This is a genomic window from Mycobacterium sp. E802 (genome assembly GCF_001666875.1).
In the GTDB taxonomy this organism is placed as follows: domain Bacteria; phylum Actinomycetota; class Actinomycetes; order Mycobacteriales; family Mycobacteriaceae; genus Mycobacterium.
Window position 1 is genome coordinate 15,035 of the sequence record NZ_LZJD01000112.1, and the last position, 12,491, is coordinate 27,525.

Consider the following 12,491-nt stretch of genomic DNA (forward strand, 5'->3'; position numbering starts at 1 on the left):
GGGTGAGTATCGCAGTCTTCATCAGCGCCGTCACCGATATGGGTCCGGACAGCCCTGTCCGGCCCGCCGGGGCGGCCCCAGCGGGCGAGCGGATCGGCGGATCGCCCGCGGTGACCCTGGAGAGATCGTGACAACACGACCAGCGGTGAAAGCGTTGGCAGTAGTCCTGGTGTTCGTGCTGGCTGCCTGTTCGGCGGCGTGTTCGACGGGCAGCCGGGTGGACCTCGGCGCCGGATCGTCGGGCAATCTGATCGCGGCGATCGCCGGGGAACCCGACCAACTCGACCCGCATCGCACCAGTGCCTACTTCTCCTTCGAGGTGCTGGAGAACGTCTTCGACACGCTCGTCGAACCCGACGAGAACCTGCAGATGCGTCCCGCGCTGGCGCAGTCCTGGGAAGTCAGCCCCGACCAACTCGTCTGGACGTTTCACCTGCGCGACGGCGTGCGCTGGCATGACGGCACCGAGTTGACCGCCGCAGACGTCGTGTACTCCTACCGTCGCATCATCGACGAACAACTGACGAATGTGGACAAGTTCAGTGCGGTCACCGACGTCAGCGCGCCCGATCCGGCCACCGTGCAGATCACGGTCCGACAACCGACGCCCAACCTGCTGACCAACCTGGGCGGGTTCAAGGGCATGGCGATCGTGCAGCGCGCCAACGTCGAGAGCGGCCAGATCGCCACCCATCCCATCGGCACCGGCCCGTTCTCGTTCGCCGGACGCCGCAGCGGTGACTCGATCACGCTGAAGGCCAACCCGCAGTACTGGGGCGGCGCTCCCCCGGTGTCGGGCGTGACGTTCCGGTTCATCTCCGAGCCCTCCACCGCGTTGTCGGCGTTGCAGGCCGGCGAGATCGACTGGACGGATTCGGTGCCACCGCAGCGCGTGGCCCAGCTGCGCGACGACGACTCTCTGACGCTGGCGGTGATCCCCGGTAACGATTACTGGTATCTGGCGCTGAACGAGGTCCGCACGCCGTGGAACGATCCCCGGGTCCGCCAGGCGATCGCCTACGGCATCGACCGCGACGCGATCGCGGCGGCGACGAGCTATCGCACCGCGGCCGTCAACCAACTGGCCATCCCGCGCGGTAGTCCGTGGTTCACCGAATACCACCGCTACCGGTATGACCTGGACCAGGCACGGCGGCTGCTCCAGGACGCCGGTGCCGCTCCCCACAACCTCGACATGCTGGTGACCAGTGAGTATCCCGAGACGGTGACGGCGGGTCAGATCATCGCCGACAACCTTGCGCCCCTTGGCATCACGGTGAACATCCGCACGGTTGACTTCGCCACCTGGCTCGACGAACAGAACACCGGCCACTTCGACATGCTGATGATGGGTTGGCTGGGCAACATCGATCCGGACGACTTCTACTACGCACAGCACCACACCGACGGGACCAGCAACGCCCAGAGATTCTCCGATCCCGAGGTCGACCGCTTGTTGGACGCCGGCCGCACCGAGACCGATGTCGCCAAGCGGAAAGACCTCTACGCCAAGGCCGCCACCCGGATCGCCGACCAGGTGAGCTACATCTACCTGTACAACCCGTCGGTGATCCAGGCCTGGGCCAACAACCTGTCGGGTTACCAGGTGCGCCGCGACGGTGCCGTCCGCTTCCGCACCGCCGACCTGGATCGAGGGGAAAACCGGTGAACCTGACCGCATTCCGGGAAAGACATCCGATCGCCGAGTTTCTGGCCCGACGGCTGGTGTACTCGGCGGTCGTCCTCGTCGGCGTGCTGATCGTGGTATTTGCCCTGGTACACCTGGTCCCCGGGGACCCGGTCCGCATCGCGCTCGGGACGCGCTACACCCCACAGGCCTACGACGCACTGCGGGCGGCCAGCGGCATGGACCGCCCCATCGTCGAACAGTTCTTCTCCTACCTCGGCTCGGCGCTGACCGGAGATCTGGGCGTCAGCTTCCGCAACGGCGACCCGGTCACCGTCACCCTGCTCGACCGGCTCCCGGCGACGCTGTCCCTCGGCGTGGTCGGCATCCTGATCGCGCTGGCGATCGCCGTGCCCGCCGGGATCTTCTCCGCACTGCGGGAGGGCCGGCTCAGTGATGCGATCGTGCGGATCGGCAGCCAGTTCGGCGTATCGGTGCCGGATTTCTGGTTGGGCATCCTGCTGATCGGGTTGTTCGCCTCGACACTGGGCTGGCTGCCGACCTCCGGGTACCGGCCCCTGCTGAGTGATCCGGGCGGCTGGTTGCGCCACATCATCCTGCCCGGGCTGACGGTGGGTCTGGTGGCCGGTGCGATCATGACCCGCTATGTGCGCTCGGCGGTGCTGGAGGTCGCCGCCATGGGCTATGTCCGAACCGCACGGTCGAAGGGGCTGGCGCCCCAGGTGGTGACCTTCCGCCACATCGTGCGCAACGCGTTGCTTCCGGTGTTGACCATCACCGGAATTCAGCTGGCCACGATCCTCGGCGGGGTGATCGTGGTGGAGGTGGTGTTCGCCTGGCCCGGTTTGGGCCGACTGGTATTCAATTCCGTTGCGGCACGGGATTACCCGGTGATCCAGGGCGCGGTGCTGTTGATCGCGGTGCTGTTCCTGTTGATCAACCTGCTGGTGGATGTCCTGTATGCCCTCGTCGACCCGAGGATCCGGCTGTCATGACCACCACCCAGAACTCCCGCGTCGCGTCCTGGCGGCTGCTGTTGGCCAATCCGGTGACGGCGGTCAGCGCCGCGGTGCTGCTCACGGTCGCGGTGGTGGCGGTCGCCTCGTCATGGATCGCCCCGTACGGCATCAACGACATCGACGTGCCCAGCGCACTTCAGGGCCCCAGCGCAGCGCACTGGTTCGGTACCGATGAGCTTGGCCGTGACGTGTTCTCCCGCGTGCTGGTGGCGATCGCGGCATCGCTTCGGGTGGCGGTGGTTTCGGTGCTGCTGGCCGCGGTGGCCGGGGTGTTGATCGGCGTGGTCGCCGGTTACCGCGGTGGGTGGATCGACACCGTGGTGATGCGCGTCGTCGATGTGATGTTCGCTTTCCCGGTGCTGCTGCTGGCGTTGGCGATCGTGGCGGTGCTGGGCCCGGGCGTCACCACCACGATGCTGGCCATCGGGATCGTCTACATCCCGATCTTCGCCCGGGTGGCGCGGGCCTCGGCGTTGGGTGTGCGGGTGGAGCCGTTCGTCGCGGTGTCCCGCAGCATGGGCACCGGCGACGGCTACATCCTGGTCCGGCACATCCTGCCGAACATCGCCGGGCCGTTGATCGTTCAGCTGTCGCTGTCGCTGGCGTTCGCGATCCTGGCCGAGGCGGCGCTGTCATTTCTGGGGCTGGGCATCCAGCCGCCGCAGCCCTCGCTGGGCCGGATGATCTTCGATGCCCAAGGCTTCGTCACCCTGGCGTGGTGGATGGCCGTGTTCCCAGGCGCGGCGATCTTCGTGATGGTGTTGGCGTTCAACCTGTTCGGCGACGGGCTGCGCGATGTGCTCGATCCCAAACAGCGCACCTCGATCGAGGCGAGAAGGGCAGGCCGGCAGTGAAACCGGTGTTGGAGGTCGACGACCTGCGCGTGCGGATCGGCCGCCGCGAGATCGTGAAGGGTGTGTCGTTCACGGTGCACCGTGAGCAGACGGTCGGCATCGTGGGCGAGTCGGGCTCGGGCAAGTCCATGACCGTGCTCGCCGCCACCGGCCTGTTGGATGCACCGGGAGCGGTGGTCACCGGCGGCAGCACGCTGTCCGGTGGCGAGCAGTTGATCGGGGCGTCGGCCCGCACGCTGCGCGCCGTGCACGGCAGCCGGATCGGCTTCGTGTTCCAGGATCCCGGGACATCGCTGAACCCGCTGCTGACGCTGGAACGTCAGATCACCGAAACCCTGCAGGCCCACCGCACGACCACCCGGCGTCAGGCGCGCGTCCGGGCCGGTGAGCTGCTTGAGGCGGTCGGCCTTCCGCCGGATCGACTCGACAACTACCCGCACCAACTGTCCGGCGGGCAACGCCAGCGAGTGATGATCGCGATCGCGCTGGCCTGCGATCCCGAACTGCTCATCGCCGACGAGCCGACCACCGCCCTCGACGTCACCACCCAGGCTCAGATCATCGACCTGATCGCCGACCTGCAGCGGGATTTCGGCACGGCGGTCGTGTGGATCAGCCACGATCTCGGTGTCATCGGTCAGGTTGCCGACGGGGTGACCGTGCTGCGCGACGGCGAGGTCGTCGAGCAGGCACCGATCCTCGACGTGTTCGACCATCCGCAACACTCCTACACCCGGGAACTCCTCGAGGCCCGCCCACTGGTTGACGGCGCCGGGCCCGATCCCGCTCCGGCAGACGCACCGGACATGTTGCGGGTCAACGGAATTGATGTTCACTACGGTGCGGTGCACGCGGTCAAGGGCGTGTCGTTCGATATCCGGCGGGCCACCACACTCGGGATCGTCGGCGAATCGGGGTCGGGCAAGTCGACCGTGGCCGCCGCGCTGACCGGGTTGGCCACCCCGTCGGCCGGCACTGCCACGCTCGACGGACTCGATGTCGTCGCCGGCGGGCGCGACGTGCGTCGGCGGATCAGCCTGGTGTTCCAGGATCCGTTTGCCTCGCTCGATCCTCGCGCCCGGGTCAGCTCCGCGATCGGTGAGCCGCTACGCGTGCACCGGCTGGCCACCGGCCGTCGCGGCCGCGCCGATCGCGTCACCCAGCTTCTCGAAATGGTCGGACTCACAAAAGATTTCGCTTCCCGCTATCCCCATGAGCTGTCCGGCGGGCAGCGGCAGCGGGTCAGTATCGCCCGGGCCCTGGCCACCGAACCCGATGTGCTGATCCTCGACGAGTCCACCGCGTCGCTGGACGTGTCGGTGCAGGCGCGGGTTCTGGACCTGCTGACGGACCTGCAGCGCGAACTCGGTTTGACCTATCTGTTCATCGCACATGATCTGGCGGTGGTGCACCGCATGTGCCACGACGTGCTGGTGATGCGCTCCGGCGAGGTGGTCGAGTATGGCCCGGCCGAGCGGTTGTTCACCGCCCCGGAGCAGGAATACACCCGCACACTGCTGGCCGCGATCCCACCGGCGCACCCGCGTGAGAAGGTCTAACCCATGACTGCACTTGATGGAAAAGTCGCGTTGGTCACCGGCGCCTCGTCGGGACTGGGCGCGGCGGTCGCCCAGTTGTTCGCCGCGCGTGGCGCCTCGGTGTTCGGTGTCGCCCGCGACGCCGACCGGATGGCAACGGTGTTCGACGACGTGCCGGGCGGCGCCTACGCCTCGGTCGACATCTCGTCATCCGAGGCGTGCCGGGACGCGGTGGCACAGTGCGTCGAGAAGTTCGGCCGCCTCGACGCCCTGATCAACGTGGCGGGTTTTCACCAGATGCGCCACACCGTGTCGATGACCGACGCCGATTGGGATCAAGACCTGGCCGTCAACCTCAACGGCCCGTTCTTCCTGTCCCGCGCCGCCCTGCCCCACCTGCTGGAGACCGGCGGCAACATCGTCAACGTCGCGTCCATCGCAGGCATCGAGGGCGAGGTGTACTCGGCGGGCTATTGCGCGGCCAAGCACGGTCTGGTCGGCCTCACCCGGGCCCTGGCCATCGAATTCACCTCCGAGCGGCTGCGGGTCAACGCGGTATGTCCGGGTGGCATGATCACCCCGCAGACCACCGAGTTCGCCGCGCCCGAGGACGCCGACTGGAATCTGATCATGCGGATCGCCGCGCCGCGCGGAATGATGGACGTGGCCGATGTCGCCAAGACGATCGCGTTTCTGGCCAGTGACGACGCGGCCGCCGTGCACGGCGCGGTCTACATCGTCGATGCCGGAAAGACCGCCGGGTGAGCGCCTGCGACGTGGCGGTCTGAGGCCCTAACCGCCTGGCACCACGAGCACGGGCCGGTAGGTGCGCTGCAACGTCGCCGCCGCCACGCTGCCCAACAGCACCTTCTTCAGCGCCGATCGCCCGCGCGAGCCCACCACCACCACGGCGGCCCGCTGCTCCTCGGCGGAAGCCACGAGAGCGTCGGCGGTGGCACCGGCACCCGACCCGCGGAAGCGGGGCACCCGACGTGCCCCCTCGACCACGCCGTCCTCGCTACCGTCGTCGACGGCCACCGCGGTCACCTCGCGGTCGGCGAACAGCGCTCGGGCGACCGCCAGCGCGTGATCGGAACCGGCGGAGCCGTCGACGCCGACCACAACGGGACCGTGGGCCACTGCCTCATACTCCGCGGTGACCATCGTCTGCGACACCACGAGCACCGGTCGAGATGAGTGGTGTACCACCAGATCTGACACACTGCCCAGCTTCGAATCAGCCGCGCCGATACCCCGGGCACCGACGATCAGGACATCGGGTTCGATCTGCTCGGCCACCTGCGCCAGTCCCAAGCCCTCCCCGGCCCAGGTGCGTTTGACCAGTGCCTCGCCCTGCCAGCCGGCAGCGCGGGCCAGGGTGACGCCGGTGTCGACCAATCGGGCGGCCTCGTAATCACTTTCGCTGTCGACGAGATCAATCAGCTCGTCGACGTTGCGAGCCGAGTGGCGCAACCGGGCACGCAACCCCTTGCTGCCGAACGGTGGCGTGCACAGATAGACGAGGACCGCCTCGGCCGCCGGGAACAGTGCGGCCCCATTGCTGATCGCCGCGTTGGCCGCGAGCGACCCGTCATAGCCGAGCACTACCTTCATCTGCGTCCCCTGTCCCGTTGCGTTCGGTTCCAGACTAAAGGGATCTGTAACCAGCGCGAATTTCGAACTCAGACAATGTCAGCGTTCGCCGTACTCCAGCGGCGGCTCCGACGAATCGACATGCCCATAGCTACTGATGGTGAGCCCGTCGGGGCTCACCTCGTAGCGCGCACCGTCAGCCGGGTTGACGGCCACGAAGCCGTTGCCCGAGCGCTGGGCGGTCGGAATCTGCAGGTTCGCACCGTCGCTGAGCCGCTCCCCACGGTAGGAGAAATCGTCCGGACCGTTCTGACAGATCACCGCCAGTGAGGATTCGGTACGGATCACCGCGGCCGGGGTGCTGCCTTCGGGGCAGCGTGCGGTGTGCCCGACGAAACCCTGCTCGTCGGTACCGCTGACGCCGGCCGTCGCAGACCCGCTCGACGTCGTCGTGGTCGGCGTCTGCGACGTCGCGCTCGGTGGGCTCGTCGGGGTGAGCGTCTCCCGCGTCGAGCCGCCGTCGCCTCCGCTGGCCAGGACGGCCGCCAGTGTCGCGGCGAGGCCGAACAGCACCAGCGACACCAGGATCAAGGTGAGCTGGGCGCGGCTGAATCGCGGTTTGCCCGTCGGCCTTCGCACCGGCGCCGGCGCCTGCGGCGGTGGCGGTGGCGGTGGATACGGGGTGAAACCGGTGTGGTCGGGGTTGGGGTAGATCGACGAGAACTCGCGGGTGCCCGGTGGCGGTGTCGGTGCCGGTGTCGCTGCTGGCGGCGGCGGGGGCGGCGTCGGACCAGGCGGGGCAGGCGGGGCAGGCGCGGCTGAAGCCGACCCGACGGCCTCCCGCGCGGCCCGAGCCAGCTCACCGGCGCTGGTGTACCGGTACCCGGCATCCTTGGCCATGCCCTTGGCCACCACGTCGTCGAACGCCCGCGGGATGCCGCGACGCATGATGCTCGGCCGCGGCGGCGGGGAAAACATGTGCGCGCTCATCAGTTGACGCAGGTCGCCGGTCTCGAACGGGGGCCGGCCGACCAGCATCTCGTACAGCAGGCAGGTCAGGGCATAGACGTCGGCGGCCGGGCCGACCGTGCCCCCGGAGAACCGTTCGGGCGCCATGTACGCACTCGAGCCGATCAGCACGCCCGTCATCGTCACGCTGGCCTCACCACCGACGTGGGCGATGCCGAAATCGACCAGATAGGCGAAGTCGTCGGCGGTGAGCAGCACGTTCTCCGGCTTGATGTCGCGGTGCACCAGGCCGTCGGCATGCGCGGCGTCCAATGCCGCGGCCACCTGACCGACGATCGAGGTGGCGCGCGCCGGATCCAGCGGGCCGTTGGTCCGCAACAGCTCCTTGACGCTGGCCCCCTCGACCAGTCGCATGTCGATGAACAGCACTCCGTCGATCTCGCCGAAATCGTGCACCGGGATCACGTGCGGTTCCTGCAACCGGGCCGCCACCCGGGACTCGCGTCGGAACCGTTCCTGGAAGCTCGGGTCGGCGGCGATCTCGGTGCGCAGCAGTTTGACCGCCACCATGCGTTCCTTGACCGTGTCGTAGGCCCGGAAGACCTCCCCCATTCCCCCGACACCGATCAGCGACTTCAGTTCATACGGTCCGAACCGGGTGCCGAGGCGCGAGGCACCGGGAGGCGGGGTCATTTCACGATCCTTTCCGGTTGCACCAAGCCCCCGACTAGGCGCGCACATCTGGAGTCTGACTGATCTCGGTGACGAGGATAGTTCGACTCCGGCCCGGCCCGCCCGAGGTGATGTCCGGCGGTGTCAGTCGAATGACGAGTGCGGTGCCCCCATCCCCGGGTCGATCTTCACCGGTCCGGACGCCGACGGCGCGACCGGGAAATCGAAGATGGCGGTCGGGATGTACACCGTCGCACAGGCATTCGGGATGTCGACCACTCCGGACAACCTGCCTTCGATCGGCGCGGCGCCCAGCAGCAGATACGCCTGCTCAGGGCTGTAGCCGAATTTGGTGAGGTAGTCGATCGCGTGCAGGCAGGCCCGCTGGTAGGACAGGTGCGAGTCGAGGTAACGCTGCTCACCGTCGAGGGTTACCGAGGTGCCGGAGAAGGCCAGCCATTCCGAGTACTGCGGATCGGTGTTGCCGGGCATGAATATGGCGTTCTCGCTCACCCCGTAGGTCTCCATGCCGCCGGGGATGACGTCGACACGCAGGTCGATGAACCCACCCATCTCGATGGCTCCGCAGAACGTGATCTCGCCGTCCCCCTGGGAGAAGTGCAGGTCGCCAACTGACAGGTTGGCCCCGTCGACGTACACCGGATAGAACACCCGACTGCCCTTGGTGAGGTTCTTGATGTCCTGGTTGCCCCCGTTCTCGCGCGGCGGCGCGGTGCGGGCGGCCTCGGAAGCCGCCTTGGTGAAGGCGTCACCGGTCAGCCCGCCGAGGATCGCGTCGCGCGGCTCCGGCGGCAGTGCCAGCGGCGGCACCCGGTCCGGGTCGGTGGCGATCAGCGCGGCCTCACGCGTGTTCCACTTGGCCAGCAGCCCGGTCGAGGGCGCGGTCCCCATCAGACCGGGGTGCACGATGCCGGTGAACTCCACGTGCGGCACATGGCGCGAGGTGGCCTTTTGTCCGGAGAAGTCCCAGATCGCCTTGTAGGCGTCGGGAAACTGATCGGTGAGGAATCCGCCACCGTTGAGCTTGGGGAAGATGCCGGTGTAGCCCCAGCCCTGGCCGGCCAACGGACCGGAATCCTCCTGCGGGATCGGGCCGACGTCGAGGATGTCGACGATCAGCAGATCGCCCGGCTTGGCGCCCTCGACGGCGATCGGACCGGACAGCACGTGCACCGTCGTCAATGGCGCGTTGAGGATGTCGTCGGCGGAGTCGTCGTTGACGATGGCCCCGTCGAACCACTCGCGACAGTGCACACGGAACGAGTCGCCCTGTTTGACCGTCACCGCGGCCGGGATGTCGGGGTGCCACCGGTTGTGGCCGAGCTTCTCCTGATCGGTGAACTTCTTGGTCGAGTCGAGCGGGAAGACAACCTCGGGCACAGATCCTCCTTCAGGGACGGGGCAACTTGTGATGAAGCGGATTGGTGGTGACCTTCTGGCGCCGGCCGCCCGGTGGTGGTCCGGCCACCACCGCGGGACGGTCGGCCGTCGCGCGCGTCGCATCCTGAAGCGCCATGGCGGTCGAGCCGCCACGGCCCAGGTTCGGCGAGGAGATCAATCGGCGGGCGGGCGCACCACAGTCCGGGCAGTCGATCGCGTCGGGACGAGCGTTCATCGGATACAGCTTTTTCGTCACGCCGCAACTCGAATCACAACGAAATTCGTAGAGAACCAACGGGTTTCCTTGCCGATTTAGTACGGATACGACGCATGCGACGTTACCTATACATGGCGCTTTTGGCGCGCCGATTGGCCGACAAGCCGCCCTCGGCCGTCCTCGAGATTGCTCTGAGGGACAAATCCGGAGTGGATTCTGTCCCTGGCTTCAATCTCGGCGCTCGCCGCGCGTCCGGCCGGGAGGCCACGTCCTGCGGTAGCTTCACGCAGACGCGTCGGCAGATCGGGGGGCCCAGGTGAACGACCTGAAACCGTTCTCACCCTCGATCGACTGGAGCGTCGAACTGTTGCACTCGTTGTGGTGGCTGGCCCAGGCCTGGACCATCACGGCGATCTGCACCCTGGCCGTGCTCATCCTGTTGGCCCGATACACCACCTGGGGCCGGCAGTTCTGGGCTGTCACCGGCGCCTATTTCACCGGGCGCCACAGTGTGAAGCCATGGCTGACCCTGGCCGCGATGCTGCTGTCGGTGATTCTCGGCGTGCGTTTGTCGGTGTTGTTCAGCTATCAGGGCAACGACTTGTTCACGTGCGCCCAGGTAGCCGTGGAGGGCTTGGCCACCGGCAACGACGAGGTGAGAAGCTCAGGGATACGCGGCTTTTGGTTTGCGTTGTTCACCTTCATGGTGCTGGCCGCGATCCTGGTCGCCCGGGTGCTGATCGATTTGTTCATGACCCAGCGATTCATGCTGGCCTGGCGGGCCTGGCTGACCGACCGGCTCACCGGCGACTGGCTCGACGGCCGCGCCTACTACCGCTCGCGGTTCATCGACCAGACCATCGACAACCCCGATCAGCGCATCCAGTCCGACATCGACGTGTTCACCGCACTGTCGGGCCCGCAGCCCAACACCCCGCATCAGACCAGCAACGGGACCCTGCCGTTCGGCGCCATCTCGTCGATCGTCTCGGTCGTGTCGTTCACCTCGATCCTGTGGAACCTCTCGGGTGATCTCGATCTGTTCGGAGTGCAGATCCCGCGGGCGATGTTCTGGTCGGTGTTCGTCTACGTCGCGTTCGCCACGGTGATCGCGTTCGCGCTCGGGCGTCCGCTGATCCGGCTGTCGTTCAACAACGAGAAGTTCAACGCCGCCTTCCGGTATGCCCTGGTGCGGCTACGCGATGCCGCCGAGTCCGTCGCGCTGTACCGCGGCGAGAAGGTCGAGCGCTCACACCTGCGGGACCGATTCGCCGCCGTGGTGACCAACTACAAGCACTTCATCAACCGGACCATGGCCTTCACCGGCTGGAACCTGTCGATGAACCACATCATCATCCCGTTGCCGTGGATCCTGCAGGCACCGCGCTTGTTCGCCGGTCAGATCCAGCTCGGTGCGGTCAATCAGTCGGTGGCCGCCTTCGGCGCGATCCAGGATGCGCTGTCGTTCTTCCGCAATTCCTATGACACGTTCGCCGGTTACCGGGCCTCGATCATCCGCCTGCACGGTCTGGTGGCCGCCGATGAGCAGAGCCGGCAACTGCCCAAGGTGGATGTCACCGATCTCGATGCGGACACCGGGAGCTTGATCGAACTCGGCGATGTCGAGGTCCGCAACCCGGCGGGCGAGCAGTTGATCGACGATCTGAGCCTGCAGCTGGCCGCGGGTGAGGCAATGATCGTCACCGGCAAATCGGGCGCGGGAAAGACGACGTTGCTGCGCAGCATCGCCCAGTTGTGGCCGTATGCGTCAGGCACGGTGCGGTGTCCGCAGGGCGCCAACGAGACGTTGTATCTGTCCCAGGTTCCCTACGTGCCGTTGGGTGATCTACGCACCGTGGTGTCCTATCCGCACGAGCCCGGAGAGCTCTCCGACCAGGCCCTGAAAGATGCGCTGCTGGCGGTGGCGCTTCCGCGCTATGTCGATCGGCTCGACGAGGACGGCGACTGGGCCAAGGTGCTCTCCCCCGGCGAGCAGCAACGCGTGGGGTTCGCCCGGGTGCTGTTGACCAAACCGAAGGTGGTGTTCCTCGACGAGGCCACCTCGGCGCTCGACGAGCCGCTGGAGTTCATGATCTACAGCCTGGTGCGTCGCGAACTTCCCGAGACGGTGTTGGTCAGTGTCACCCACCGCACCACGGTCCATCGTCACCACACCATCCACCTCGAGCTGCTGGGCGAGGGGCGCTGGCGGCTGGGCCGGGTCACCGACACCGAGTCCGTCGGCGTGTGACCTGCCGTACGAAAGGACCTGCTGGAGCGGGCTGGCGGTCCGTTGCCCCGGTTCATCTGGTAAGACGGGGGACGACACGACGTAGTAAGGGAAGGCTGCGCACACTGCCCGACGGCTACGTCGCGCTCATGAACGCGAGAAGGGCGATCCAGCCGACAATCACCGGAATGGCGAATCGACGGATCCATCGAGCAACCCCCGTGTGGGGGGCTCTGGAATCGGCCATCAGGAACCCTTGGTGGTCGGACGGGAGAGCGCGACGTAGCCGTCGGGCAGTGTGCGCAGCCTTCCCTTACTACGTCGTGTCGTCCCCCGTCTTACCAGATGAA

The 12,491-nt window shown here is 67.1% G+C and carries 11 protein-coding genes; 7 read left to right on the forward strand and 4 right to left on the reverse strand.

Annotated features, from left to right (window positions below):
* The first annotated feature begins 2 nt into the window (after window positions 1–2).
* From A5699_RS30170 to A5699_RS16990, 6 genes are read left to right on the forward strand one after another with little or no spacing between them, the layout of a single operon-like run.
* Window positions 3–131 carry a hypothetical protein gene (locus A5699_RS30170; protein ID WP_255378827.1) on the forward strand — a complete coding sequence of 43 codons (129 nt, stop codon included), beginning with the start codon at window positions 3–5 and terminating at the stop codon, window positions 129–131.
* On the forward strand, window positions 128–1,669 hold the full coding sequence (locus A5699_RS16970; RefSeq protein WP_369806711.1) for an ABC transporter substrate-binding protein: 1,542 nt from the start codon (window positions 128–130) through the stop codon (window positions 1,667–1,669). The genes A5699_RS30170 and A5699_RS16970 overlap by 4 nt, the downstream gene beginning before the upstream one ends.
* Complete coding sequence (locus A5699_RS16975) at window positions 1,666–2,643, forward strand: ABC transporter permease (RefSeq protein WP_157561304.1); 978 nt, start codon at window positions 1,666–1,668, stop codon at window positions 2,641–2,643. The genes A5699_RS16970 and A5699_RS16975 overlap by 4 nt, the downstream gene beginning before the upstream one ends.
* Entirely contained in the window at window positions 2,640–3,521 is an 882-nt protein-coding gene (locus A5699_RS16980; RefSeq protein ID WP_067771216.1) for an ABC transporter permease, read from the forward strand. The genes A5699_RS16975 and A5699_RS16980 overlap by 4 nt, the downstream gene beginning before the upstream one ends.
* On the forward strand, window positions 3,518–5,080 hold the full coding sequence (locus A5699_RS16985; RefSeq protein WP_067771218.1) for an ABC transporter ATP-binding protein: 1,563 nt from the start codon (window positions 3,518–3,520) through the stop codon (window positions 5,078–5,080). The genes A5699_RS16980 and A5699_RS16985 overlap by 4 nt, the downstream gene beginning before the upstream one ends.
* A 3-nt stretch (window positions 5,081–5,083) precedes the next feature.
* Window positions 5,084–5,824 (forward strand): SDR family NAD(P)-dependent oxidoreductase, encoded by a 741-nt coding sequence (locus tag A5699_RS16990; protein ID WP_067771219.1) that lies wholly within the window; start codon window positions 5,084–5,086, stop codon window positions 5,822–5,824.
* Between the two features lie 27 nt (window positions 5,825–5,851).
* Here the strand turns inward: A5699_RS16990 and A5699_RS16995 are convergent, their stop codons facing one another.
* The 4 genes from A5699_RS16995 to A5699_RS17010 form a co-directional block, all read right to left on the reverse strand.
* The gene (locus A5699_RS16995; RefSeq protein WP_067771221.1) at window positions 5,852–6,673 is read right to left on the reverse strand and encodes a universal stress protein; all 822 of its coding nucleotides are present in this window, start codon (window positions 6,671–6,673) and stop codon (window positions 5,852–5,854) included.
* Between the two features lie 78 nt (window positions 6,674–6,751).
* The gene (locus A5699_RS17000) at window positions 6,752–8,314 is read right to left on the reverse strand and encodes a serine/threonine-protein kinase (protein WP_067771222.1); all 1,563 of its coding nucleotides are present in this window, start codon (window positions 8,312–8,314) and stop codon (window positions 6,752–6,754) included.
* A gap of 123 nt (window positions 8,315–8,437) precedes the next feature.
* Window positions 8,438–9,694: a formamidase gene (gene fmdA, locus A5699_RS17005; RefSeq protein WP_067771223.1), complete on the reverse strand. Its 1,257-nt coding sequence runs from the start codon at window positions 9,692–9,694 to the stop codon at window positions 8,438–8,440.
* A 10-nt stretch (window positions 9,695–9,704) separates the two neighbouring features.
* Entirely contained in the window at window positions 9,705–9,950 is a 246-nt protein-coding gene (locus tag A5699_RS17010; protein WP_369806712.1) for a zinc ribbon domain-containing protein, read from the reverse strand.
* A 277-nt stretch (window positions 9,951–10,227) separates the two neighbouring features.
* Here A5699_RS17010 and A5699_RS17020 point away from each other — a divergent pair, with 277 nt between their 5' ends.
* Window positions 10,228–12,162, forward strand: coding sequence for an ABC transporter ATP-binding protein/permease (locus A5699_RS17020; protein WP_067771228.1), 1,935 nt, complete (start codon window positions 10,228–10,230; stop codon window positions 12,160–12,162).
* Window positions 12,163–12,491: the final 329 nt, after the last annotated feature.

Bases quoted from the DNA above. Each gene is read 5' to 3' on its own strand.
- A5699_RS16990 (WP_067771219.1), top strand. From the start codon at position 5,084: ATGACTGCACTTGATGGAAAAGTCGCGTTGGTCACCGGCGCCTCGTCG.
- A5699_RS17000 (WP_067771222.1), bottom strand. From the start codon at position 8,314: ATGACCCCGCCTCCCGGTGCCTCGCGCCTCGGCACCCGGTTCGGACCG.
- A5699_RS16980 (WP_067771216.1), top strand. From the start codon at position 2,640: ATGACCACCACCCAGAACTCCCGCGTCGCGTCCTGGCGGCTGCTGTTG.
- A5699_RS16995 (WP_067771221.1), bottom strand. From the start codon at position 6,673: ATGAAGGTAGTGCTCGGCTATGACGGGTCGCTCGCGGCCAACGCGGCG.